The sequence below is a fragment of the Pseudomonas vranovensis genome (genome assembly GCF_040438935.1).
Taxonomy (GTDB): Bacteria; Pseudomonadota; Gammaproteobacteria; order Pseudomonadales; family Pseudomonadaceae; genus Aquipseudomonas; species Aquipseudomonas vranovensis.
In genome coordinates this window covers 1,852,223-1,875,747 of the sequence record NZ_CP159259.1, presented here as the reverse complement: position 1 = coordinate 1,875,747, position 23,525 = coordinate 1,852,223, and the positions used below count along the sequence as shown (strand labels likewise).

General features: G+C 64.1%; 22 protein-coding genes. 2 read left to right on the top strand and 20 right to left on the bottom strand.

Annotated elements, in window-relative coordinates; translation table 11 throughout:
- Positions 1-18: 18 nt before the first annotated feature.
- Entirely contained in the window at positions 19-264 is a 246-nt protein-coding gene (locus tag ABVN19_RS08745; RefSeq protein ID WP_028945124.1) for a DUF1272 domain-containing protein, read from the top strand.
- 740 nt (positions 265-1,004) lie between these two features.
- Here ABVN19_RS08745 and ABVN19_RS08740 read toward each other — a convergent pair.
- The 20 genes from ABVN19_RS08740 to ABVN19_RS08645 all read right to left on the bottom strand — a co-directional run bounded on the left by ABVN19_RS08740 (position 1,005) and on the right by ABVN19_RS08645 (position 22,916).
- Positions 1,005-1,847 (bottom strand): CsgG/HfaB family protein, encoded by an 843-nt coding sequence (locus ABVN19_RS08740; RefSeq protein ID WP_105641331.1) that lies wholly within the window; start codon positions 1,845-1,847, stop codon positions 1,005-1,007.
- Positions 1,848-1,874: 27 nt separating this feature from the next.
- On the bottom strand, positions 1,875-2,291 hold the full coding sequence (locus ABVN19_RS08735; protein WP_028945122.1) for a curli assembly protein CsgF: 417 nt from the start codon (positions 2,289-2,291) through the stop codon (positions 1,875-1,877).
- Positions 2,288-2,683 (bottom strand): curli production assembly/transport protein CsgE, encoded by a 396-nt coding sequence (gene csgE / locus ABVN19_RS08730; RefSeq protein ID WP_028945121.1) that lies wholly within the window; start codon positions 2,681-2,683, stop codon positions 2,288-2,290. The genes ABVN19_RS08735 and csgE overlap by 4 nt, the downstream gene beginning before the upstream one ends.
- Positions 2,680-3,207 (bottom strand): type II secretion system protein, encoded by a 528-nt coding sequence (locus ABVN19_RS08725; protein WP_028945120.1) that lies wholly within the window; start codon positions 3,205-3,207, stop codon positions 2,680-2,682. Before ABVN19_RS08725 ends, csgE begins: the two co-directional genes overlap by 4 nt.
- Complete coding sequence (locus ABVN19_RS08720; RefSeq protein ID WP_028945119.1) at positions 3,182-3,556, bottom strand: type II secretion system protein; 375 nt, start codon at positions 3,554-3,556, stop codon at positions 3,182-3,184. Before ABVN19_RS08720 ends, ABVN19_RS08725 begins: the two co-directional genes overlap by 26 nt.
- Positions 3,557-3,561: 5 nt before the next feature.
- Entirely contained in the window at positions 3,562-4,035 is a 474-nt protein-coding gene (locus ABVN19_RS08715; protein ID WP_028945118.1) for a type II secretion system protein, read from the bottom strand.
- Positions 4,036-4,038: 3 nt separating this feature from the next.
- A complete protein-coding gene (locus tag ABVN19_RS08710) occupies positions 4,039-5,868 on the bottom strand; it encodes a secretin N-terminal domain-containing protein (protein ID WP_036990180.1) in 1,830 nt (609 codons plus the stop codon).
- The gene (locus ABVN19_RS08705; protein WP_028945117.1) at positions 5,865-6,365 is read right to left on the bottom strand and encodes a hypothetical protein; all 501 of its coding nucleotides are present in this window, start codon (positions 6,363-6,365) and stop codon (positions 5,865-5,867) included. The genes ABVN19_RS08710 and ABVN19_RS08705 overlap by 4 nt, the downstream gene beginning before the upstream one ends.
- Entirely contained in the window at positions 6,365-6,913 is a 549-nt protein-coding gene (gene pilO, locus ABVN19_RS08700; RefSeq protein WP_028945116.1) for a type 4a pilus biogenesis protein PilO, read from the bottom strand. The genes ABVN19_RS08705 and pilO overlap by 1 nt, the downstream gene beginning before the upstream one ends.
- Positions 6,900-7,442, bottom strand: a complete 543-nt coding sequence (locus ABVN19_RS08695; protein WP_028945115.1) for a pilus assembly protein — start codon at positions 7,440-7,442, stop codon at positions 6,900-6,902. The genes pilO and ABVN19_RS08695 overlap by 14 nt, the downstream gene beginning before the upstream one ends.
- Before the next feature lies 1 nt (position 7,443).
- On the bottom strand, positions 7,444-8,232 hold the full coding sequence (locus ABVN19_RS08690) for a hypothetical protein (protein ID WP_028945114.1): 789 nt from the start codon (positions 8,230-8,232) through the stop codon (positions 7,444-7,446).
- Positions 8,213-9,916, bottom strand: coding sequence for a GspE/PulE family protein (locus ABVN19_RS08685; RefSeq protein ID WP_105641332.1), 1,704 nt, complete (start codon positions 9,914-9,916; stop codon positions 8,213-8,215). Before ABVN19_RS08685 ends, ABVN19_RS08690 begins: the two co-directional genes overlap by 20 nt.
- Positions 9,917-9,969: 53 nt before the next feature.
- Complete coding sequence (locus ABVN19_RS08680; RefSeq protein WP_028945112.1) at positions 9,970-10,503, bottom strand: response regulator; 534 nt, start codon at positions 10,501-10,503, stop codon at positions 9,970-9,972.
- Positions 10,504-10,733: 230 nt separating this feature from the next.
- Positions 10,734-11,378: a SurA N-terminal domain-containing protein gene (locus tag ABVN19_RS08675; protein ID WP_105641333.1), complete on the bottom strand. Its 645-nt coding sequence runs from the start codon at positions 11,376-11,378 to the stop codon at positions 10,734-10,736.
- A complete protein-coding gene (locus ABVN19_RS08670) occupies positions 11,375-12,910 on the bottom strand; it encodes an ABC transporter substrate-binding protein (RefSeq protein WP_084168008.1) in 1,536 nt (511 codons plus the stop codon). The genes ABVN19_RS08675 and ABVN19_RS08670 overlap by 4 nt, the downstream gene beginning before the upstream one ends.
- Positions 12,911-12,915: 5 nt before the next feature.
- Complete coding sequence (locus tag ABVN19_RS08665) at positions 12,916-13,554, bottom strand: SCO family protein (protein ID WP_028945109.1); 639 nt, start codon at positions 13,552-13,554, stop codon at positions 12,916-12,918.
- Positions 13,555-13,580: 26 nt separating this feature from the next.
- Entirely contained in the window at positions 13,581-14,228 is a 648-nt protein-coding gene (locus ABVN19_RS08660; protein WP_028945108.1) for an SCO family protein, read from the bottom strand.
- Entirely contained in the window at positions 14,225-16,219 is a 1,995-nt protein-coding gene (locus ABVN19_RS08655) for a cytochrome D1 domain-containing protein (protein WP_105641334.1), read from the bottom strand. The genes ABVN19_RS08660 and ABVN19_RS08655 overlap by 4 nt, the downstream gene beginning before the upstream one ends.
- Positions 16,220-16,237: 18 nt before the next feature.
- A complete protein-coding gene (gene mnxG / locus ABVN19_RS08650) occupies positions 16,238-22,111 on the bottom strand; it encodes a manganese-oxidizing multicopper oxidase MnxG (RefSeq protein ID WP_105641335.1) in 5,874 nt (1,957 codons plus the stop codon).
- A gap of 199 nt (positions 22,112-22,310) precedes the next feature.
- Positions 22,311-22,916 carry a lytic transglycosylase domain-containing protein gene (locus ABVN19_RS08645; RefSeq protein WP_028945105.1) on the bottom strand — a complete coding sequence of 202 codons (606 nt, stop codon included), beginning with the start codon at positions 22,914-22,916 and terminating at the stop codon, positions 22,311-22,313.
- A gap of 176 nt (positions 22,917-23,092) precedes the next feature.
- Here ABVN19_RS08645 and gspG point away from each other — a divergent pair, with 176 nt between their 5' ends.
- On the top strand, positions 23,093-23,515 hold the full coding sequence (gene gspG / locus ABVN19_RS08640; protein WP_028945104.1) for a type II secretion system major pseudopilin GspG: 423 nt from the start codon (positions 23,093-23,095) through the stop codon (positions 23,513-23,515).
- The last annotated feature ends 10 nt before the right edge of the window (positions 23,516-23,525 follow it).

Sequence of the window (23,525 nt, the reverse complement as noted above, 5' to 3'; positions counted from 1 at the left end):
TACCCTGAGGTGTTGACCATGCTTGAATTGCGACCCAACTGCGAATGCTGTGGCTGTGACCTACCGGGCGACAGTAAGGATGCGTTGATCTGCTCGTTCGAATGCACCTTTTGCCGTGCCTGCAGCGAGCAGCCCCTCAAGGGCCAGTGCCCCAACTGTGGTGGTGAGCTGGTCAAGCGCCCGGCGCGGGCGGCTGAGAAGCTGATCAAGTACCCGGCGTCTACCCAGCGGATAGTCAAGGCGCAAGGCTGCCCGACTCACTGACCTTATCGGCGACTGCTGCGCAGTCGATCGCAGCCTCGTTCCTCGGCAGCGGCTACACCGTATGCACCGTAGCCGCTGGCGCCAGCCTGCGATCGGCCGCGTAGCGGTCGTGGTTCTGCTGTGGTGGTGAGATGGTCAAGCACCCGGCGTCTACCCCGCGGACAGTCAAGGCGCAAGGCTGCCCGACTCACTGACCTTAATCGGCGACTGCTGCGCAGTCGATCGCAGCCTCGTTCCTCGGCAGCGGCTACACCGTATGCACCGTAGCCGCTGGCGCCAGCCTGCGATCGGCCGCGTAGCGGTCGTGGTTCTGCTGTGGTGATGAGATGGTCAAGCACCCGGCGTCTACCCCGCGGACAGTCAAGGCGCAAGGCTGCCCGACTCACTGACCTTATCGGCGACTGCTGCGCAGTCGATCGCAGCCTCGTTCCTCGGCAGCGGCTACACCGTATGCACCGTAGCCGCTGGCGCCAGCCTGCGATCGGCCGCGTAGCGGTCGTGGTTCTGCTGTGGTGGTGAGATGGTCAAGCACCCGGCGTCTACCCCGCGGACAGTCAAGGCGCAAGGCTGCCCGACTCACTGACCTTATCGGCGACTGCTGCGCAGTCGATCGCAGCCTCGTTCCTCGGCAGCGGCTACACCGTATGCACCGTAGCCGCTGGCGCCAGCCTGCGATCGGCCGCGCAGCGGTCGTGGTTCTGCACGCCCTGAAGCAGCTCGCTCCTTCCGTTCTCAATTCCTCAAGGCGCCTGGTACTGGCTCAGGTACTTGTCCAGCACTGCCTTGTCGCCACTGCCATCGTCGGCCACTTGCCACAGGCGCCGTTCGATCCCTTGGGCCAGCAGGTGCCCTACCGCCGACTCGATCGCCGAGAGCACGCACAGTTGCGCCGGCTCGTTGGTGGTGTAGCCCACTTCGGCTTCCAGCAGTTTCTTGAACTCGATGAACTTGAACACCCCGGCACTGCGTCCAACCGAGTAGATGGTCTTGCTGGTCATGACGTTGGCCAGCACCTGGCCGCTGCGCACGTCCACCGCCCGCAGGTTGACCGAAACCTGGTCGACCCGATATTCGCGGGAGATATCGATGCCCAGGTAGCGCGCGCCCTCCCCGCCACTGCGCACGTTGGTATCGTAGGCAATGATGCCGCCTTCGAGCATCAGGTTGGCCGCCTGCAACGGCGGCAGTTCGCCCTGGATGTTGACCGGCGTATCGGGCTTTTTCTGCGAGGCGCGGATGATCTTGCGCTCGGTCAGCAGGTTCTGCAGCCCTTCACGCTCCAGCACCACGAACCAGCCACTGGCCTGCAGGGCATCCATCAGCATGCTCGCCGCCCCCTGGGTGACGCTGGTGGAGAAGGAGCTTGCAGGCGTCGGCTTGTATTGCCCGGTCTGGTCGCGAAATCCATACACCACCGCCATCAACCGGCCTTTGGGCCGAGGCATGTTCAGCAGGTCGTAGTAGGTCGAGGCCCGTGGCGTCAGGGTCGGGTTTTCGCTGTCCTGCTCTGCCGACATGGGCTCGCGCAGGCTGCAGCCCTGCAAGGTGGCCAGGATAATCAGTGCGGTCAGAAATCGTTTCATGATTGTTTCTCCCCTTTACCCTGCCCGTTACGGGTTCAGGCCGTTGACCAGCACTTCAGACACCTCACCGGTCGCCCGGTCAGTGATTTGGATGGTCAAGGCGCCGGAGTCATCCAGCACGTTGATCAGAAAGGCATCGGTCTGCAGGCTGCCGGTGTTGCCGTTGTTGATGTTGGTCAGCAGCTGCGAGAGCAGGCGCGACTCCAGTTGGCTGGTGAAGCGCTCCAGTGACGAAGTGCTGGCCAAGGCTGAAGCGCGGTCCTTGATGTCCGGGTCGTCATGGTCGTTCTGTGCCTGGGCATTGTTGAGCAGCCAGGTGCCGTTGAGCGGGTTGCCGCCAAACGCCGGGTTGACCGGGGTGTACACCAGTTCAGTGGCACCGGCCTGACTGCACAGGACAGCCAGCAGGACCAGGGAGGCCAGGCCGCAGGTATTGTTGTTCATAGCTCGTCCCTCTCAAGATCGGTGGTGTCTTGCAGCAGCATCTGCAGCTTGCGCTGGATGATCTGCGCCTTGACCAGGTCAGCCGCCTCATAGGCGGCGTCCTTCAGCTCGGTGGTGTTGGGTGGCAGAAAGCGTTTGTAGATCACACGTTGCTCGTACTCGACCGTCACCAGGCTGCCCCAGCGTGCGTCCGGTCTTTCGCGTACCACCAGGTTGAAATCCAGGCGGCTGGTGGCACGCAACCGCTCGGCGAAGCTGTAGTAAAAGTCGTGGCCAATGTGCGAGATGGTGTTGTCGACGATAAAGCCCATCATCTCGTCCTCGGCACCGCCGCGGGCGGTGCCGGCCAGCAGCACCAGGGCCAGGGTGCAGGCAGTCAGGCGGCGGTTCATTGCCCGGCTCCTTGCGGCGCGTCGTTGCGCACGCCGCCGTTGTCGGCAAAGGCTTTCTCGGCCACGAACTGCCAGTCGGAGTAGTGGGTCAGGCCTTCGAAGTCCGACCATTGCGCGGCAAAGCCGGTCTGTTTGAGCGGCGGCTGCTGCGACTGGCTGTAGACCCCGGTGATGCGCCCGTCGATGGAGCGCACCAGCCCCCAGTCGTCGCTGCCGGTGATCGGGTCGCTGTACAGCTGGCGAATGTGGCGCTTGGGGTTCGGGTAGCGCGGGTCTTCGAGCAGCTCCTCCAGCGTCTGCGGGTACTGGGCAAGCCCCGGCGAGCTGCGGTAGTAGCTGCGCAGTGCCTGGGCATACTGGGTGCCGACCCACAGCAGGTCGCGCTCACGTTCGCGCTGGGCGACGGTCGACCACAGGGTGACGGTAGAGCCCAGAACGATGCCGGTCACGGCAATCAGCAACAGCACGCCCAGGTAGGTGTAGCCCGCTTCGGCGGCGCTACCACTCGGCATAAAGGCTGCCATCACGCGCCCTCCCGGTTGAACCGCTCTTGATATCGGCCACCGAGCCCGCCACGCCTTCAGGCGGGGCCACCACTTGCCACAGGTCGCGGCGCTCGGTGATCGGGTCCAGGGGTGCGCTGCGCAGGTAGCGCTGTTCGACCAGTTGTTCCAGCGACTCGGGGTAGTGCCCGGTGTCGCCGTAGTAGTGGTCCAGCGCCTCGCGCATCACCGCCAGGCTCTGGCGCAAAGTGGCCTCGCGGGAGGTCTCCAGGCTCTGGAAGTAACGCGGCATGGCGATGGTCATCAAGGTAGCGATGATCGCCATCACCACCAGCAGTTCGATCAGGGTGAAACCTTGGCTACGTTTCATGCTGGTCACCACTGCCCGTAGGCGATGCCGTTGAGGCCCTTACCCCGCGCCCGGGAGTAGACGTCGAAGACGTCCTCCCCTTCACGCGGGTTCTGGGCGGAGCTTTCGTAGGTGCGCAGGCCCCAGCCGCCTTCGTCGTCGCGCTTGGCGGCAACCAGCGGGTCGCGGGGAATGCGCCGCAAAAAGTAGAACTTGGCGCCCTTGGCGCTGCGCACATCCCTCACGCCGTCGACCAGCACCTGCAGGTTTGGTGGGTAGCCCGTGGCGTTGAGCGACTTTTCGATGTAGCCGGCGTCAAAGGCGCGCTTGTAGGCGTCAATGCCATCGCGGATCTGGTACAGGGCGGTCTTGAGCTCCTGTTCCTTGCCCCGGCGAACCAGGGTTTCGGTCAGCGGTGCGGCAATCGAAGCCAGCAACCCGAGCAGGGCCAGGGTCAGCATCACTTCAATCAGGCTGAATCCTGCCATTGACCGTTTCATGGCTCAGGGCCTCACGCCGGTAGGAACGGCGGCGATGGGTTGTTCGGTTTCGACGTCGACATCGATGCTGCGGTTGAGGTTGCGGATCTGCATGCTGGTCTCGGTACCGGTCGGGAACTCCATGTCCGAGGGGCTCTGGTAAGGCAAGTTGCGCACGATCCGTGGGGTGATCGACAACACCAGCTCCGACTGGCTCTTATCGTTGCGGTTGCTGCCGAACAGTCGGCCCAGGCCGGGGATGTCGCCAAGGCCAGGGATCTTGTTGCCACTGGCGCCTTCGTCGTTGCGCACCAGGCCGGCCAACACCTGGGTTTCGCCGTCATGCAGGCGCAGGCTGGTCTGCGCGTTGCGGGTGTCGACCTGGACCGGAATGGTGCCCTGGCGAGTGGGTTCAAGGGGCTTGGCGTTACTGACCTCGAGGGAAATCTTGATCGCCACTTCGTTGTTCAGGTGAACCACCGGGGTCACTTCGAGTTTCAAACCGACATCCAGGTAGGTGACGCTTTCGGTGATCACCGGGCCCTGGGTCGAAGGTACCGAAGTGGCGCTGATGATCGGTACCCGCTGGCCGATATGGATGCGTGCCTGCTCGCGGTTGCTGACCCGGATCACCGGGCTTGCCAGGGTGTTGATGTCGTTGTCCTGGGCGTTGATCTTGGCCTGGGGCGACGGCGAGAAGGTGATGCGCTCGGAGTTGATGCCGCGCAGCTGGTCAATGGTGCTGACCGGATTGCCGTCGTTGTTGAGGATGCCGAAGGTGTTGGGCCATTGCAGGCCCAGCTCGAGGATCCGCGAACGGGCCACTTCCATCACTTCCACTTCCAGCACCACCTCGGGGTTGGACTGGTCCTGGGACTGCAGGAGTTTCTCGGCCATGCGCACCGCGTCCGGGGTGTCACGCATGGTCAGGGTGTTGAGGCGTTCATCGACGAACACATCGCGGGTCTTGAGCATGGTTTTGACCATGTTCAGCGCGGTGTTGGCGTCGATGCTGGTCAGGTAGAAGGTGCGCATGACCAATTCCTGGTAGTCCTTGGTCTTCTGCGGCGAATCGGGGTAGATCAACAAGGTGTTTTCGTTCACCACCTTCTGGTGCAGCTGGTTCTGCTCCAGCAGCAGCGACACGGCGTCTTCGATGCGCACGTCACGCACGAAGATGGTGGCTTTCATGTCCGGGCGCAGGTCTTTGTCGAAAATGAAGTTCAACCCCGCCACCTGCGACAGCACCTCGAAAATGGTCTTGAGGTTGGCGTCACGAAACTCCAGGGTCACCGGTTTTTCCAGTTTGGTTTGCAGTTGCGGATTGGGCTGGGCAGTGCGGCTCTGCACCAGCTCGATGTCTTTGCGCAGGGCCAGGCCGGCTTCGTTCTGCGGGTCCAGTTGCAGCACTTCGCGCATGTGTCGCTCGGCACCGAACAGGTCGCCGCTGCGCAGCGCTGCCTGACCCAGGGCAACACGCTCACCGAGGTTGCGCATCAGCTCGATCTGGCGCACGGCATCCTGGGCACGGCGGTTGTTCGGCTCCAGGGTCAGCACCCGGCCGTAGCCCATGCGTGCGCCGCCGAAGTCGTGGCGGCTGCGGTCGCTGTCGGCCTTTGCCAGCAGCTCTTCCACCGACTGCTTGCGCCCCTGCATCAGGGCGATGTTCAACTCGGTATCGCGAGGGTCTTCCTTGAGGGCCTCTTCGAGCCGGGCGATACCGGCTTCGTATTGCCCTTCATTGATCAGCGCCTGGCCATCCTTGCGTGCTGCAGTCGTGCCGCAGCCGGCCAGGGCGACGCACAGTGCAAGCATCAAAAATGGCGCTTTGTTGCACAACCTGGACGAATTCATGGTGCGCTCCCTACAGACAAGGTCTGGGACAGGTGCAATGGCAGGTAGACCAGGCTCAGCTCCGTGGCGGAGATCTGCTCGATCCGATAGGTGTCGTCGATCACATCACCGCGACGTACGACATAGAGCTTTTCACCGCTTTGCAGAAACACCTGCTCGTCCTCGAGGTTGTGCAGGCGGCCAACGAACTGGAACGGCAGCACCGGTGCCGAAGGTGCCGCCACCACCGCGGCCACCACCGCCGGTTTTTCCGTGACCGTGGCCATCTGCACGGCCGGCTTCCAGCTCTTGCTCGGGAACAGGTCCCGTGGCTTGAGCGCGGTCGGCTTGGCGGCTTTGCCGGCTGCAGAGGCGGCGGCGACCTGGGCCTTGTCGGCGACAGCAACGGTGGCGCGGGTATCAGCGGCCTCGTCGTCGAAGAAATACCCCGGTGCCCAGGCCAGTACGGCAGCGAGTCCGAGAAAGGCCAGCCAGGCCAGGCGGCGTTGAGTGTTCATCACGACCTCGACAGGTAAAGGGTCATACGCAGGCGGCCGGTCAGCTCGCTGTCGCCGATCTTCTTGCGTTGCAGATCGACGTCTTCGAGCACCAGCGCCGGCAGTTGACCGAGCAAGGCATGGACAAAGCGGCGGATCTGCGGGTAGCTGCCGCGCACGGGCAGGAGAATCTGGTAGCGCGCCAGTTGAGTCTTGGGGTCCACCCCCAGGGCGTACTCGCCCCGTGCCAGGCTGATGCGTTCGGTCTTGGCCAGGCTGTAGATACGGTCGATGGCCTCGGTGGCCTGGGGCTGGGCCGGTAGTTGCTTGTGAAAGTCCTCCAGTTCGCGCTGGGGTACCTGGGGCAGCTTCAGCGTGCCGCTCTTGATCTGACGCAACTGGGTGCCGGCGTCCTGATTGCGCCCTTCAAGGTCCCGTACTTGCTGCCACTGTGGCAGCACGCCGAACGCGCCGTAGAGCAAGGCCAGCACCACCAGCGCAGCACCGGCCAGGCCGACCATGCCGAGCCGCTGCGCACGTTCGTGCAGAATCAGACTAGGGATGCGCATTGCCGATCTCCCAGGTGGCCGACAGGTTGAACTGCACCGGATGTTCGGGCTGCTTGGCCATGATTTCGTGGTTGAGCAGCGACACATCGCGCAGCTCGCCACTGGCTTCCAGGCGTTTGTGAAAGGCCAGCATCGCTTCCAGGTCACGGGCTTCGGCACTGATGCGCACCTGGCCCTTGCGGGCGTCCGGGGTCAGGGTCAGCAACGCCACATCATCCTGGGGCAAGCCTTCGAGCATGTTGAACAAGCGTTCCCAGGGGCGCTGCAGCTGCTGCGAGACACTGCGCATCTGGGCCAGTTTCTCGGTCTGCTCGCGGCTTTGTGCCGGGGTCAGGGAACTGATTGTTTCCGGACGCTTGCCCAGTTGGCGTTCGACGTGCTGCAACTGCTGCTCAAGGGCTTCCTGCTGCTGGCTGAAACCTTGCTGCAGCAGCGTTGCGCCCAGCACCAGGCTTGCGCCGACGGCCAGCAGCGCCCAGGCGGCAAGGCCGGTGCGCCGTGGCTGGAAGTCCAGCTCCAGGCGGCGCATTTCAGGCCACCGCCCGGGACATGCTGCACAACACGTCACCGCCGGGCTCAGTCAGCGCACACAACTGCACGCCGTCCAGCGTCGGGGGTTGCTCCATGCGACCTGGTGCATGGAGGAATACCGGCAGCTCGCGCTCGCCGGCATTCAGTTCGCACTGGCGGGCGATCAGCGCCTGCAGCGCTGCGTCGCTGTCACCACTACCCTGGGCGCTGACCTGCTGCCAGGTGCCGTTCTGTGCCAACAGGCACACGCTGCGTTGTGGTTCGGCCAGCACGAACAGAAAGTCGCCCTGCCCCAGTTGCTCGGCAAAGCGGTTGTAGGCAGCCATCAGGTAGGGACGCACCGAGCGCGGGCGAAGGCCCAGGGTGCGGCAGTGGTCGTTGAGACGCTGCAGCAGCGCTTCGGGCACCGCCGTGGCAATCCGCGCACTGCCGGCAGCCTCCGGCGACACCACCAGGCGCCAGCCGTCCAGGCTCTGGCCGTAGTGGGCTTCAAAGCAGGCCCGTGCGTAGTGGTGCAGTTCATCAGGGCGATTGATGGCGGCGCTCCAGGGCACCAGGCAAAAGCGGCAGTACTGGGCCGACAGCAGCAGTTGCAGTTGAGCACCCTTGCAGCCGTGCTCGCCGAGCAGGCTATGGAGGGTGTCCAGGGCCTGGGTGGCGGCCTGGCTGCGCTCGGCGATAAAGCCCAGGCTGCCCAGCCACTGCTGTTTCTGGCCTTGGAGCCGGGACAAGCCGACGCCTTGGGCGCCAAGCACGGCGACGAAACGATCAGGCGACAAATGTGACACGATTGATCTCCTCCAAGGTGGTCCGGCCATCACGCACCAGCTCCAGTGCCGAGCTGCGCAGCAGGCGCAGCCCGCGTTGGCAGGCCAGGGTGCGGATCTGGGCCAGCGGCCGACGTTCAACGATCATTTGCCGCAGTTCGTCGTCCAGGTGCAGCAGTTCGGCGATGGCGGTGCGGCCGCGATAGCCACTGCCACGGCATTGGCCACAGCCTTTGCCGTGTACGAAGCGGTATTCACCGACCTGCCCGGCTTCCAGGCCCGAGAGGCTCAGTTCTTCGTCGTCAGGGTGATGGGGCGCAGCGCAGTGCGGGCATACCAGGCGGATCAGGCGTTGGGCCAGTACGGCGTTGAGGGCGGAGACAAAGCTGTAGGGGTCGACCTGCATCTGGCTGAAGCGGCCGATTACATCGAAGACGTTGTTGGCATGGATGGTGGTGAACACCAGGTGGCCGGTCAGCGCGGATTGCACGGCAATCTGCGCGGTGTCCGGGTCGCGGATCTCGCCGACCATGATCTTGTCGGGGTCGTGACGCAAAATCGAGCGCAGGCCACGGGCGAAGGTCAGGCCCTTCTTTTCGTTGACCGGGATCTGCAGCACCCCCGGCAACTGGTATTCGACCGGGTCTTCGATGGTGATGATCTTGTCCACGCCGTGGTTGATCTCGCTGATCATGGCGTAGAGGGTGGTGGTCTTGCCGCTGCCGGTGGGACCGGTGACCAGGATCATGCCGTAGGGTTCGTTGGCCAGGCGGCGCAGGCTGCGCAGGGTATGGTCTTCAAATCCCAGGGCCTGGAGCTGCACGCCGCTGACGCGGTCGGCCAGGTCCTGTTTGTCGAGCACCCGCAGCACTGCATCCTCGCCAAAGATGCTCGGCATGATCGATACACGAAAATCGATCTGCCGGGCGCTGATGCCGATCTTGAAGCGACCGTCCTGGGGGACGCGTTTTTCACCGATATCCAATTCGGCCATGACCTTGATCCGCGAGATCACCTGCTCGGCGAATTCGCTGCCGCTGACCTTGCTGATGCTGTTGAGCACGCCGTCGATACGGTACTTGATCACCAGGCCGCTACCGGTCACGCCCAGGTGGATGTCGCTGGCGTGCATCTTCAGGGCGTCGTAGAGGGTCGAGTTGACCAGTTTGACCACCCGGCTCTGGTCTTCGCTGATACTGGCCAGCGAGAGGCTTTGCACGGTGTCCAGTTCGGCGACCGCCTCGCTGTCGTTATCCAGCGAGTCCACGGCATGGAAGCTTTCTTCGTGACGGGCCAGAAAACCGCTCAGCTCGGCCGCTTGCACCAGGTACAGCGGCGCGCCCTGCAGACATTCATCGATCCAGGCAAGACGGGCAGTGTCAAAGGGGTCGGCGAACACACCCAGCACCTGGCCGTCGTGTTCGAGGAAAATGAATTCGCGTTTCAGGCATTGGGCCAGGCTGACCCGGTCAAACAGCGGGGTGGCGGCAAACAGCGCCTGGCCGTCCAGCACCGGGTAATGCAGGGTGGTGCCAAGGGCTGCGACAAAATCGGCGAGGGCAAGGCCGCTCAAGCGTTGCAGGGTGTCGATCAGGCGTTCGGCACTTTGCTCGGCGCTAGCCCGGGCTTGAGCCAGTAACTCGCGACCCAGGGGCGCAGGCGTAACAACCTGGGCGGGGACAGCGGCGAGCGACAAGGTTTCCATGGCTTGCTCTCCAGCGCGGAGCGCGGCAAGCCAGGTTCAGGTTTGCTCGCGCATTACTCCCCGGTGAGCAGTTGGTCCTCGTCCGGTCCTGGAGGCCTTGCGCCATTACGGCGGCGGTCTGCCAGCACCCAACTACCATCGAACAACTGCAGGGGGAAACTTTCACTCCTGCTCTGGCGTCGTTCGACAAACCCCGTGTCCGTGTTGCCGGTGCCCTTCTCTTCACGCTTGATGCCCATCAGGTCGAAGACTGCGCGGGCCAGTTCCGTCAGTGGAAAAGGCTTGAACAGGATATGACTGACGCCCAGCTGGGTGGCACGCTCACGGACCTCGGCGGTCGGATGAGCAGTGATCAGCACGAAATGACAGTCCCTGCGTTGGCGCACGGTCTCCAGTACCTGAAACCCCTCCATGTCGGGCAAGCGATAATCGAGCACTATTACGTCGGGTTGGGTGCGCTCGGCTTCACCGATCGCCGTTGCCCCGTCGTAGGCAACATGGACGTTCAGGCCTTGCGCATCCAGGTACGCCTGGATATTGCCCGCAAGGGTCTGTTCGTCATCGACTACCAATACTGTGTTAACCAAGGTCGACTCCTTGAAGCACCACAGGCCCGGTTTCCCGGTCTGGCGAAGTGCGACCTTGTACAGGCTTACGCATGCTTCGTGCCAGACATGAGACGGCGCTATTAACTGTGCTATGTCATTGATTCTTTAAGCGTAGACGCAAATGAGCCGTGCGCCCTCCCCCCAATGCCGGGGACCGGCTGGCACTTTGCCCCTACTGATGTCCCCAACATTGGGGGTCGAGTCAGTCGTCAGTCAAGTTTCTGCACCTGCCCGGCGTCTCGTAAACGCTGTAGCAAGGCATGGCGCGCCTGCGCCTGTTGCTGATCGATCAGGAGAGATTTTGCCAATGCCAGTCCCTGTTCAGCTTCGACAGGGCTGCTGGCATTTAGGTTCTGCTGCGCCTGAAAAGAATTCTCGTTCGCCAGATAAAACGCCTTTACCTGCGCCGCATCGGGTTCGGGCACCCGCGTGGCGTCCAGAAAGACTCGTTGCGCAGCCAGTTCATGGCGGGTGTAGTCGGCAAAACTGGTGGTATCGAAACCGGCATCGGCCAGGCGTTGTTCAAAGTTCTGCGTAGAACCGAAGGCCTGGCGCAACTGGTCGACCTGCGCGTTGACCTCGGCGTCGCTGACCGTCACCCCTTGGCGCTGGGCTTCCTGCCAGAGCAGCTCCTTGTCGATCAGGTCGTTCAGGGCCTGGTCACGCAGGCGCTTGTAAACGCTGGGGTTGCGGATACTGGTCAGCGCCCGCCCGCGGTCTTCGAGGTATTCGGCGAAATAGCGTTCAAGGCGCAGCTGACTGATCGCCACGCCATTGACCAGGGCAGCAGGTGGCACTTCCTGCGCCTGCAGCGGCAGCGCCAACAGGCACAACAACAGACCGAACAGTTTCATGGCGAATTCACCTCGACGACAGGTCGATAGGCGGCAACCGGGCGGAACACCGGGCCGGGCATTTCCAGGGTCACGACGTGGGCGCCCGCCAGACCCTGGCGGCGGCCCGGGCCAAAGCCCAAAGGTGGGGTGAGGCCGGTTTGCACGTCGTGCAGGCTTTCGAGTGCCAGCACAAGCTTCTCCCGGCTGGCGTCGCGGCCAATGCGCTTGAGCGCATCGGTCAACAGCTGCAGAGCGCACCAGGTGCTTACTTGAAGCGCCCCCTGGCGACCATCCAGGCCCTGGCGCTGGCGCAAGGCGCTCAACGCCTCGCGGCCGGAGGCCGTCCAGTCGCCGGGCACAAAGGGATAAGCCAGGAATACCCGCCGCGACCAGGCATCGGGCACCTGCGGCAACTGTCCCGCCACCTGACTGGAAACGGCGAACAGGTACGGTGTGTGACCCGCCTGCTTCAGCGCTGCTGTGAGTTGGGTAAAACTGTCGCCCTGGCCGAGAAAGAAAATCGCCTGCCCTTCCCCGTTCCAGGCATTGAGCGACTGCGCCCCGACATCACTCCAGCCTCGATCCTGCAGTGCATGCTCAAGGTTGCGAGCCAGGCCGGCCTGGGCCTCGTCGGCATACACGATCCGTGTAACGGCCTGCTCCAGGGCCAGGTTGGCCTGGGCGTAGTCGGCCAGGCTCAGCAGCTGTTCGCGCAAGCCCGGCAAGGGGTCGAAGATCTGTACACTGTCCGCCAATGCCGGCGCCGCTCCCACCAACGGGACCTTTGCCTGCTCAAGACGCGTAGCCAGGGTCGACTCCAAGGCCGGGGCCAGCGGGGCGATCAGCGCAAACACCGGGTCCTGCACCAGCAATTGCCCCAGGGCTTTCTCTGCGCTGTCCTGGTCGGGCCCTGGGTCCAGGCTGACCAGTTCAAGTTGGCGGCCATGAATGCCCCCCTGCTGGTTAATGTGGGCGATGCGGTCCGCAAGCACCGCCGCCACCACCTTCGCCGACCCGGCCAGTGGACCCTGGGTGGGCAGCAAGGTGCCCAGGCGCAGCGTCTGCTCCTCTACACCCGGATCGCGGTCATCGGCCAGGCGCTTGAGGTAGGCATTGAGATTGCGCTGGTCGGCCATGCTCAACACGAAGCGTGGCATCACCGGGTCCAGTTGATTGCCACCCGGGTCGCGGCCCTCCTGGATAGCCCGGGCCAGCGTGGCCTCGGTATAGGCCGGGTAATACCTGCCGTTGGCCTGGCGCAACTGTTGCCCCATCGCCAACCGCTGCCAACTCAACACCGGCGGACGTACGCCGCCTTCGGCGCGACCCAGGCCATCGGCGCCATGGCAACTGGCACACGGCACCACGCTGGCTGGCACCAGCATGTCCGCAGCGCCCACCCGCGCCGACACCTGGGCATCGCTGCTCGACAGCCCTTCCCGGTACAGGCGCTTGCCGGCCAGCTCGCTCGGGGTCAGGTCCAGGGCCACGGCCTGGCAGCTGGCAACCAGCATCAGTACAAGGGCCCCAGCACGCAGCACCGCGTTCATGCTGTTCAACGTCCAGCCAGTGGTTGCGACAGCAGTTGCAGGCGCTGGGCAATGGCCTGGGCGGGGGCATCGGGGCGGATCTTGCTCCAGCGCTTGTTGGCGACGTCACCGGCGATCAACTGGGTGGAATGTTGTTCAGGGCTGGGAATCAGGTGCCCCAGGCGCGCCAGCACCAGGTCCATCTGCGCTTTGTCACCGGTCAGGAACAGCCAATTGGGGCCATCCACCCCTTGCTTCTGGGCAAATTCCTTGAGTACCTGCGGGGTGTCGTTGGTCGGGTCGCTGCTCAGGGAGATGAAGGTCACCTTGCTGGCCTGCTCCTCGCCCATGGCCTCGCGTACTTCGCGCAGCTTGCGGGTAATCAGCGGGCAGGCGTCGTTGCAGTGGGTGAAGATCACATTGAGCATCACCACCTTGTCCTTCAATACATCACTGTAGAAGCGCAGGGTGCGGCCGTTCTGGTCCTTTACCAGGCTGTCGGTGAAGTACGCCTGGGCGTCATGGGTGCCGGCGGTCGGGGTGACCGGCCGAGGGTCGGCCGCCTGGGCGCTGTCGGGCTCGGTCTTGTGGCCTTCATGGGCAAAGGCCACGCTGCTCAAGATCCACAGGCAGGCCCCCAGGGCCAGCCAGTCGACACTGCGCATCGTCCCCGGACGGTGACTGGCGGCGCTCATGGTTGCACCTCCTGGGCAATGGCGGTGTGCTTGGCATGCACCCGACGGGCGCTGAGCCGGTCGATTTCCGTGACCAGCAACGCCGGGTCGGTAAAGCCATAGAAGCGCGTCCATTTGCCGCTGCGGCCATCGCCCACCAGAATCAGCGGCGGATGCTCACCCAGGTTGGCACTGAAGCTGCCCAGGCCCTTGAGGGTTTCGTTGACCGCATACGGCGTACCCGTCAACCAGCTCCAGCCGGGGCCGACCTGGAAAGTCTTGGCGTAATCGAGCAGGCGCTTGGCATCGTCGCGCTGGGGGTCGACGCTGATCGATACCAGTTGCACCTCGCTGCCCACCCGACCGCCCAGCTGCTTTTGCACCTTGGCCATGATCGAGGACACCACCGGGCACACCGTGGTGCAGCTGGTGTAGATAAAGCCCATGACCACCAGGTGGTCGGCTACCAGGTCTTTTTCCAGGCGTACCGGCATGCCGTTCTGGTCGAGCAGTTGCACATCGGCAAAGCGCACCGAGGTCTTTTCCTGGTGGACGGCGGGCGTGCCGTGGGCGCTGTGGTCGACACCATTGTGGGCCTGGGCCAGGCCACAACTGGCGGCCAGCAGGCACAGGCTGAACAGTCTGCAGCGATCGAGCATTTTCATCGCGAACTCCTTGTTGAACCGGTGTCAGACGCTTGTTGAGCCTCTGCGGGCAGCACCCGCAGGCTGGCGTAGTTCTTCTCGGCAAAGGCGTCGCCCAGTGAAGGGGCCTGTACATGCAGGTACCAGGCGCCGCTTTCAGCCAGCTCCAGGGGCGCCTCGTACACCCCGTCACCCACCTCGGTGACCTGGCTGTTGCGGGCGCGCGAGGACGGCGCGAGGAAGTAGCGCACGCTCAGGTCCTTGATGCCGTTGCGCGGCGCACCATTGCCTTCGACGATGCGAAAGCGCGCCGTGAAGGGGTTGCCTTGTACCACCACGGCGGGTTCGAGCATGAACTGGATCTGCGGGGTTTGCCGATGCGGGGCGGTGGGCGAAGCGGCCACTTCGGTACTGAAGCAGTGGATGATCTGTGGCTGGTTGAGCAGGAACGCCACGTCGAAGGTGCCTGCGGCCGGCAGCTTGACCGTCGAGCTGTACACGCCTGGCGCCACTTCCCGCAGGCTGCGGTCGATCACCAGTGCAGCCCGGGCATTGTGGCCACGGTTGGGGTAGCCGGACATCGGCGCGTTCATGCCTTCGGCGTAAAAGTAGGTGGTGTTGTCGGCCGGGTTGACCACGAACACCGAGTTTTCGTCCCGGGCCACGGTCAGCCCCTGCGCCAACGGCAGGTCGCCAGCCTGGCGCGGGGCCGAGGCGCCGGCCTCGAAGCCCTGGACAATCGGCTGGCGCCCTTCACCGAGGCTGCTCAGGTTGATCATGCTGACCTTGGATGAAGCCAGGCCCCGGACATAGGCATAGGCCTGGGTAAAGGTCAGTTGGTAGGGTTCGGCCGCCACGGGCAGGCTGTGGATCAGCCTATCGGTACTGGCGTCGATCACCAGTGCCTGGTTTTCCAGGGTGTTGAGGACGATGCCAAAGCGCCCGTCACGGCTGAAACGCATCGGTCCCAACCCTTGCTCGCCTTGGATCAGGTGGCGCTGGGTGTGGCTGCGCGCGTCGATCACGCTGATAGTGCCGTCACGCCCGTCGGCCACATACACCGCCTGGGACAGCGCCGAATAGGCCACTGACAATGGGTGCGAGCCCACCTTGACGGTCTTGACCAGGCGCATGTCACTGGCGTCGATCACGCTCAAGGTGCCACTGTCGCGGTTGCTGACAAAGGCGTAGCGCGAGTCGGCACTGAAGGCGATTTCGTGGTGGCCGGCGCCGGTGGCAAAGAACTTCATGGCCTTGCGGCTAGGAACGTCGATCACGGTCACGCCACTCTGGGCCGGATCGCTGGCATTGTTGCCGACCCACAGCAGGCGCTGGTCGGGCTGCAGGGCCACGCGCAGCGGCTGCTTGCCGGCGGGAATACTGCCAATGCGCTGGAAGGTCTCGGTGTCGATCAGTGCCACCTCCCCACGTTCGGGGATCGACACGAACACTTGCTTGTCGTCGCCGCTGGGGGTCCAGTCCATCGGCTGGCCGGGCAGTTCGATACGCGCCAGGGTACTGGTGACGCCACCCACCGACACCGACGGGTCGATCACGGTGAGGCTGGCGTCCTTGTTCAGTACCAGCAGAAAGTAGCTGTTGAGGTCGAGCAACGGCCGGGCACCAATGCTGCTCTTGAGAAACAACGCCACGCGTGCCTTGCAGCTTTTGCTGCGGTCCTTGGCAGCCTCGCCGGTCAGCGCCGGGTCCAGCCAGGCGCCGGGGGATACCCCCGACAGTGGCTGGCCGCTGTTCTGGTCAGTGATCTTGAAGCGCACATTGGCAAAGGCGCCTTCTGTCAGCACCCCGCCGCTGCCCAGCGGCCTGGCTTCGAACTCGACGGTGACACCGTCGCGGCTGAGCCGGTGCAGAGCTTGCGAATCGGCCTTGGCTTCAGCCTCGGCCAGCTCGCTGCGCGGGTCGCACCAGAGGCTTTCATAGGCGACCCCCAAGCCCATCAGGGTCATTCCGGTCAGCAGTCCCAGGTACAACGGTCTGTTCTTCTTGATCATGACCTCTTCCCCTTGCCCTTACTGCGCTGGTGGCGTGGCTGGTGGTGTTTCTTCCGTTACCCGCAGGATGCCCCACAACCCCGAGGCATTGCCGTATGCAGCGTAGTCGCGGAACAAGTAGTCGCCCGGCACCGCGTTGGCCCCCCCGGCACTGGGCACCATGAAGCTGAAGTGCGCTGCCGGCAGCACGCTTTCCTGGGCACCGATGAACATCGCCTGCGGGTTGTAGCCAAAGCGCACCGAACCAATGCCCGGCAGGCTCATGGGGTAGCCGCCGACGTCGGACTTCTCGGCCTGGTAGTTATGCAGTGGCCAGATGTGCCCATCGAGCTGGTAGGTGATACCGCGGCTGCCGCCGGTAGGCATCAGAATGTGGTTACGGAACGGCTGACCCGGCTTGGCCCAGAGCACCGGCGTTTGCGGGTCGCTGCCCACCAGGGCGTTGCTGTAGGCCATGTGCGCGTTGGGGACATCTGCCCAGCCATAGCCGTCGGCATGGCCGAATGGCGCATCCGGGGCCAGGCCGAAGCGGAACCACAGCGGCTCGGTCTTGTAGTTGATGGCCATATTGGAGTTGTCTTTCGGGTCACCCGGTACGCCATTGCCTTCGGTGGCAATGCCTTCCACGGGACGGCCGTCCGACCAGCGCATGTTCAGCGCCCGCTGCCACACCGTGGCAAAGTCGCGGTAGGCCGGCTGCCCGGGCACCTGCACCGTGGCCGAGGCCCGGCTGGCGCTGTCTTCGGTCCAGGTAGCGGTCTGCGGCAGGATGCTCATGGCACCCACCAGGCCTTTCTGCCCCTGCTTGATGACATCGGCCGGGGTGATGTTCAGGCCGCCGAACTCGATGGCGGTGGTGTTGATATTGTCCACCGAGCGGCCCATCTGCATCACCGGCTTGCCTTCACGCTCCAGGTGCCCGGCATAGTACTGGTACACCTTGCTTGGATAGGCGCCGCTGCTGCCATTGCGCGGCGGTACGGTCTGCACCGGGTTCTGGCCGACGTTGGTACCGTCCGACTTGGTGATGTCGTAGGCCAGCAGTTGTGCGTGCAGGCCGACATGGCTCGACGGACGCATCAGGTTGTTGTTGAAGGCGGTAGAGCCCTCGCTGCCCTGACGGTCGCGCTTGACCACGTTCTGCATCACGGCGGTGCTCGGCAGGTCGGGCATCACCAGGGGCAAGCGGTTCTCCAGGGTGATCTTGAGGCAGTCACCGGCCGCTGCACGCAGCACCAGGGGCTCGATCGGCACGCCAGGCTTGAGCTTGCCGGTCACAGGGTCGAGATCGGCCTTGCGCACATAGAGGATGGCGGTCGGGTCATGCAGCGGCCCGCTGTGGCCACCCACGGTGAAGGTCTCGCCGTCCTCCGGATCGGTCACGGTCACCTGCGGGATGCTGGTGCGCCGGCTGTTGTAGACCAGGGTGCCGCCGTTGGCCTTCAACGGGCCACCAACATGCTGGCCGACGCCGCTGGGGTCGTTGATGCTCACCGCCAGCGGGTTGGCGAGGATGTCGTTGGCCAGCGCCGCGACGATCTCATAGCTGCGCTGCACGGTTGGCCGGGTCCCGATGCCGGTGGCGTTTGTGGTGTAGCGCGGGCAGATGCCGTCGAACGCCACGGTATTGCGTGCAGCCATCGGCAATGGGTTGTTGGGCAGCGGGAACAGGTCGGGACGGTTGGCCGTGTAGTTGCGCATAACCCCCCAGATACCGTTCCAATAGCCTTCGTGGGCGGCATCGAGCGAGTACAGGTAGTCGCCGTTGGGTGCCGAAGAACTGGAGATCATCGACACCGGTGCCATGAAGCCCAGTTGCTCGGAGATACCCACCATCTGCGAAGCCTTCCAGCCGGAGTTCGAGCTGTTGCCGAAGCCCGAGCCATTTTGCAGCCACTTGACCCCGTGCAGGGTCACGTTGTGCTCTTCTTCATGGCCACCGGCGTGCATCCGCAGGCGTACGTTGTCACCGGAGTAGGTGCGCAGCATCGGGGTGAACGGGTCACCCGGCTCGGCGCCGGCCTTGTTGATGTGCGGCGGGAACAGCGTGGTGCCGCCGGTTGGGCCGACTGCCGAGGTGATTGCCGCCGGCGACAGGTTCATCGCCGGGATGGCACGGTCGGTACGGCTTTGCATGGCGAACGCGAGGTCACCGCCCATGCCGTCGGCCTGCATGCCGCGCTTGCCGTCCGGCGCCACCTTGTTGGGATCGTAGACCCGCAGGGCCAGCGGCTCGTTGCGGTAGTTGACGACGAACATGCCAGGGTCATCCACCGAGATGGCTTGCGGGCAAGGCCGCGATGGGCAACCCGGCGAAAGGCCGCCACGGGACTCCACCACGGCTTCGAGCAGGTTGGAGGCCTTCTGCCGCACAGGCGGGTTGATCGCAAAGCGGAAGCTGTCGGCAGTGGCCGGGTATGCCTGGCCGTTGGGAATGCCGTCCGGGCCTGCGCCTACATACACGCCGGCTTCATAGGCATGCTGGAAGTCGCTGTATTCCAGGAAGAACTCCCGATAGCTGTCATTGCGCCCGTCACCATCCAGGTCGCCGGTCTTGACCACGGCCTGCCATGAGGTCGGGCCACCGTCCTCGCGTACTGCCGGGTTGTACAGCTGCTCGCCGGTCTCCGCGTGGTACCAGGTGGAACCTGCCGGTTCCGCCAGTACGGTGGCATACAGGCCCAGTTGCTGGTGAGTCGATGGGCCGAGGTGGTCGTGCGTAAAGATGGTGCCCAGGCCACGGTCGACGTTATGCACGTTGACCACAGGGTCTGCGAACCAGCGTTGCATGGCCGTGCGTGCGCCCAGCCAGTCGGCCCGTCCGTAGCGGCCGAAGAACGGGTGGGTCTTGGCGACCGGGCACTCGGCGGTGCCTTCGCGCGGGTCGCCGCTGTGACAGCCATTGAACTCGCGAATGGCTTCAATACGCTCGACCACAGTACCGGGCGAGAGAATGCCGTCTTCATAGTTCCAGCCGTTGGCCGAGCCATCGGCGGCGGTGAGGTCCCATTTTGGCAGGTGGATGTGCTGGCCGATCACGTCGGTAGGCGTACGCACCTGGTAGTCGTCCATCTCGTAGTACGACGGGATCAGGTTGGTGTGCTGGTACATCACGCAATCGAAAGTGTTCATGCGCATCACCAGCGGCTCAGGCGGGCGCTGCTTGTTGATCACCGGCCAGGCGTCTTCCCACAGGGCAATGATGCGCGCCTGCGGGAAGTGGTAGCCGACTTTGTTGTACACCGCGTCGAACTGGATGTTGGCGCCCTTGTAGATGCGAGGACGGTCGGCGGTAAACATCGAGGAGCCGGTAAACGTCATGGCGTCCAGGCGCTCGCCACTGTTGAACTCGCCGTTGCCGGCCGCCAAGGTCAGGCGCTTGGCACGGTCGTCCATGCAGGGTTCGAAGAACGGTGCGCCTGCAGTGGGGGCGGCGCCGTTGGTGCGGAAGTTGCGCGCCACCGTCTGGTTGTCGGGCAGCACGGCGTAGCTGGGGTGTTCAAGCTTGGAATGGAAGCTCATCGCCGCCTGCTCGACGTCGGTGCCCTCCTCCGGCAGGAACACCGCCTTGGCCTTGGTGATCGACTTGGTGAAGTCCAGCGCCGTGGTGGTGGTAGTCGCCTCGCCACCGGCGGCCATGCCGTCGAGGGAATGGCGTGGCAAACCACCGTCCCAACCGCCGACTTGCGCCGGGTCCAGGTTGGCCCACAGGGCATTGCCGGTGTTTTTCAGCGCCGTGGCCATAGCAGGGTCGAGCATGTCCAGCGGCGGGGTTGGCGGACGTTGGCCGACAGTACTTTCCATGCCGCCGATCCAGAATGGATAGCCGGGGTTCTTCAGGCTGCCGTCGGCATTGCGGTTGGCTTCGCTGCGGTCGACCAGCACCAGCGAACCAATGGCACGTGGCGCCTGGTCGTGATGACCGGAGTCGTCATTGCCTTCTTCCTCGTCGTCATCGTCATCGTTCTCGGCCACCAGGGTGGGCGCCAGTTTTGGAATGACCGCCACTTTGCCCGGCATCGGTGCCATGGCCTTGCCTGGCAGCGGCACGATGGCCGGAATGGGCGTGCCGGCTACGATCTCGCCATCGGGCAAGGCACGGGCACCCGCGGCCGGTTTGCCGCTGCGCAATGCATAAGGCTCGCTGTGATAGCCGTCCTCGCCCTGGTTGGACACCTCAAGCCGGGTGCCTTCTTCAAACACGTCGTGTACCCGCCACATGCTCCACATGCCCTGGGCAAAGTGCGGGTAGAAGTGGCAGTGGTAGATCGCATCGCCCGCTACCCGGTTGCGGTTGCCCGAGCCGCCGTTGGCGATTTCATAGGTGTAGCCCACACCCGGGCCAATGCCCTGGGCGTCGACATAGTCGGAATTGTCGTCGTTGGGGTTGAACAGCCACTGGTGCCCGTGCAGGTGGAAGATGTGCTGCTCGTGACCGTTGTGGGTGTTGCGGAACTTGACGAAGTCGCCGATGTAGCTGTGGTTGACGTTGGCAGGCTCTGCCGGGTACAGGGCCATGGTGGCCTTGACCCCGATCTGCTCGGCGCTGGGGGTCTGCCCCGGGCGAATGTTCTCGAGGCCGATGTTGGCGGGCACATCGACCAGCATCGCTACGTCACCGACGGTGTGCGAACTCAGGAAGAATTCCTCATAGGAGCACGACAGGCAGTCGTGCATCGGCCCCACGCCCAGGCGGTTGGCCACCACTTCGGCCCCCATGCCGCCGGAACCGTAGTTGATCATGAACGAGTCGCGGGTCGGCTCCAGCACATGGCCCATGACCGGATCGGCCCAGTAGCCGGGGAAGGCCTGGGTGGCGGCCGCTTCATCGGTGAACTGGGCGGCGAAGTCGCGGAACGGCTCCAGGCGGTTGGGTACCGCCGGGTTGCGCTTGCCGATGCTTTCCAGCGGGTAGGTGGACGGCGGGAAGCTGCCGTCGGTGTTAGGCCCCATGACCACGGCATCGGATTCGCTGGAGATGATCTCATTGCCATCGATCATGGCAATGATCGGCGAGCCTGCCTTGCCCTCGCGGATCCAGGGCTCGCGTTGCGGATAGCGCGCCTGGTAGTCGACGATCGGCTGGCCGGTCGGCGCGCGACCGGTGGTGCTCAGGCGCATTTCTTCTTCAGTGAGGGTATTGCGGAAGGTCAGCGCTTTTTTAGGCAGCACCACCACCTGGCCGAACAGGCCGTTGGCGACGTTGCCGGCGCCACCCTGGCCGCCGAAGGTTGCGCCCTGGCTGGTGGCGGCGAAAGCACCTTCACGCTCGGCATACAAGGTGTAGGTACGGCTGGAGCCGGGGGCGATCAGGAAGTTGCCGTTGCGGCCGGTGTTGGCGGCGATGTCGCCGATGCTGTTGACCGCCTGCATGCCGTTGACCTGGAAACCCACGTGGCGGTCGGTGACCTGGTCATCGACCACGAAGCTCTCGCCACCTTGTTCATTGCCTTCGTTCTCGAACTCATTCTCTTCAGCTTCGTTTTCTTCGCCTTCGTTTTCTTCTTCGTGATCGATCCCGTGCTTGTTCGGGTTGGCCTGGTAGGCCAGCAGGTTCTGCAGGTTGACGGTCAGGCAGTCACCGGCGGCCACCCGCAGCACAATGGGCCGTGGGCGCTTGTCGGGCCGCAGGGTCACTTTGCCCGGTACTGCCGCCCCGCCCTGGGCCAGGGAAACATTGTGCTCGTCGACCACGTCGCGGCGCAGGGCGAACATCATGCCATTGGCGTTCTGTGCGCCCAGCCGGTTGAACATCAGCGGCTGATCGAGGGCGACGACGTTGGCCACCAGGTTGCGTTCGCAACGCACCGCGGCCTCGCTGCCGTGCTGCCAGCCCAAGGTGGCAGCGGCCAGCAGCAATGAGGTAAGGACTGAGCCTTTAAGTGGGGTCATTGTGCACCTCCGCTGGTGCCTGGGTTCTCTGGGGAGGCTTGAGCAAGGGCCGTGCCAGATGGTTTTTTGGTTAAATATCAAAAAGTTGTAGCCCGTACTGAATCCTGATTGGGGGGGGATTCCCCGGTATTCCCCACTAAACGGGGGTAACCCTTATCGCGGGGCAGTCCCGCTCCCACCCTTGCCCCGCGATAAGCCCTCACAGCGGCGCATCCATGGCCAGGCCCTGCAACCGCCGGTACTGGCGCAACACCTTGGGCACGTAGCGCTGGGTCTCGGCATACGGTGGCACCACCCGCCCGCGGCGCATCACCGCATCGGGCCCGGCGTTGTAAGCAGCCACCGCCAGGGTGATGTCGTTGTCAAAGAGGGTGAGCATGCGCTTCAAGTAGCGCGCCCCGCCCTGCACGTTGGAGGCCGGGTCCAGGGCGTTCTTGACGCCCAGCTCCTTGGCGGTGTCGGGCATCAGTTGCATCAGGCCCACCGCGCCACTGGCCGACCGGGCATTGGGGTCGTAGCGCGATTCGGCCTGGATCACCGCATGCAGCAGGGCTTCGGGCAGGTCGTTGGCCTTGGCCGCCGCCGCGACCACCTTGGCATAAGGCATGCCGGTGATCAGTTGCGCCTGGCCGCTACTGGCCAGGCTTGCCCCAGGTTCGCTGATCACCCGTTCGTACTGGCGTCCAGGCCGGTGGACATTGGACAGCACGTAGCTGCCATCTGCCTTGATCGAGATGTAGACATCGGCCTGGACCGGGCTGGTCGATGCCAGCCAGACAAACATTCCTGCAGTGAGCCAGCGCATGCTGCCGCCCTCCCCGTTGCGTCCCCCGAAAAGTGGGGCATATGCCCCGATTGCCGAGGCTTTTATCCACTGACGCAAGCACTGTGCCGCCTTGCCGTGCCCGTGGCGCAAAGGCTTGGCGCAGACGCGCACGGCATTTGCATGAGGCCTTGCAGACGCACAATGGAGGGCTGGTCATGCACAACAAGAAACGCGCACAACAGGGGTTCACCCTGCTCGAACTGCTGGTCGTGCTGGTGGTGCTGGGGTTGTTGGCGGGGATCGTCGCGCCCAAGTATTTCAGCCAGTTGGGACGCTCCGAGGCCAAGGTGGCCCGGGCGCAAATCGAAGGCCTGGGCAAGGCCCTGGACCTGTATCGACTGGAGGTGGGGCATTACCCCAATTCCGAGCAAGGCCTGAACGCACTGGTGGCGGCCCCCAGCGACGAAACCCGCTGGTCTGGCCCTTACTTGCAGAAAAAAGTCCCGCAGGACCCGTGGGGCCGCAACTACATCTACCGCCAGCCTGGCGAGAATGGCGAGTACGACCTGCTGTCGATGGGCAAGGACGGCCAACCCGGTGGCGAAGGTGAAAACGCCGAGATCACCAGCTGGCAGTAAGCGGAGGAAC

What these genes read in the sequence shown, in the direction of transcription:
- ABVN19_RS08645 (WP_028945105.1), bottom strand. Translation starts at nt 22,916, where the DNA reads ATGCGCTGGCTCACTGCAGGAATGTTTGTCTGGCTGGCATCGACCAGC.
- ABVN19_RS08740 (WP_105641331.1), bottom strand. Translation starts at nt 1,847, where the DNA reads ATGAAACGATTTCTGACCGCACTGATTATCCTGGCCACCTTGCAGGGC.
- csgE (WP_028945121.1), bottom strand. Translation starts at nt 2,683, where the DNA reads ATGAACCGCCGCCTGACTGCCTGCACCCTGGCCCTGGTGCTGCTGGCC.
- ABVN19_RS08745 (WP_028945124.1), top strand. Translation starts at nt 19, where the DNA reads ATGCTTGAATTGCGACCCAACTGCGAATGCTGTGGCTGTGACCTACCG.
- ABVN19_RS08705 (WP_028945117.1), bottom strand. Translation starts at nt 6,365, where the DNA reads ATGAACACTCAACGCCGCCTGGCCTGGCTGGCCTTTCTCGGACTCGCT.
- ABVN19_RS08670 (WP_084168008.1), bottom strand. Translation starts at nt 12,910, where the DNA reads ATGAACGCGGTGCTGCGTGCTGGGGCCCTTGTACTGATGCTGGTTGCC.
- ABVN19_RS08675 (WP_105641333.1), bottom strand. Translation starts at nt 11,378, where the DNA reads ATGAAACTGTTCGGTCTGTTGTTGTGCCTGTTGGCGCTGCCGCTGCAG.
- pilO (WP_028945116.1), bottom strand. Translation starts at nt 6,913, where the DNA reads ATGCGCATCCCTAGTCTGATTCTGCACGAACGTGCGCAGCGGCTCGGC.
- ABVN19_RS08735 (WP_028945122.1), bottom strand. Translation starts at nt 2,291, where the DNA reads ATGAACAACAATACCTGCGGCCTGGCCTCCCTGGTCCTGCTGGCTGTC.
- ABVN19_RS08695 (WP_028945115.1), bottom strand. Translation starts at nt 7,442, where the DNA reads ATGCGCCGCCTGGAGCTGGACTTCCAGCCACGGCGCACCGGCCTTGCC.
- ABVN19_RS08660 (WP_028945108.1), bottom strand. Translation starts at nt 14,228, where the DNA reads ATGAAAATGCTCGATCGCTGCAGACTGTTCAGCCTGTGCCTGCTGGCC.
- ABVN19_RS08685 (WP_105641332.1), bottom strand. Translation starts at nt 9,916, where the DNA reads ATGGAAACCTTGTCGCTCGCCGCTGTCCCCGCCCAGGTTGTTACGCCT.
- mnxG (WP_105641335.1), bottom strand. Translation starts at nt 22,111, where the DNA reads ATGACCCCACTTAAAGGCTCAGTCCTTACCTCATTGCTGCTGGCCGCT.
- ABVN19_RS08725 (WP_028945120.1), bottom strand. Translation starts at nt 3,207, where the DNA reads ATGGCAGCCTTTATGCCGAGTGGTAGCGCCGCCGAAGCGGGCTACACC.
- ABVN19_RS08715 (WP_028945118.1), bottom strand. Translation starts at nt 4,035, where the DNA reads ATGAAACGGTCAATGGCAGGATTCAGCCTGATTGAAGTGATGCTGACC.
- ABVN19_RS08720 (WP_028945119.1), bottom strand. Translation starts at nt 3,556, where the DNA reads ATGAAACGTAGCCAAGGTTTCACCCTGATCGAACTGCTGGTGGTGATG.
- ABVN19_RS08710 (WP_036990180.1), bottom strand. Translation starts at nt 5,868, where the DNA reads ATGAATTCGTCCAGGTTGTGCAACAAAGCGCCATTTTTGATGCTTGCA.
- ABVN19_RS08655 (WP_105641334.1), bottom strand. Translation starts at nt 16,219, where the DNA reads ATGATCAAGAAGAACAGACCGTTGTACCTGGGACTGCTGACCGGAATG.
- gspG (WP_028945104.1), top strand. Translation starts at nt 23,093, where the DNA reads ATGCACAACAAGAAACGCGCACAACAGGGGTTCACCCTGCTCGAACTG.
- ABVN19_RS08665 (WP_028945109.1), bottom strand. Translation starts at nt 13,554, where the DNA reads ATGCGCAGTGTCGACTGGCTGGCCCTGGGGGCCTGCCTGTGGATCTTG.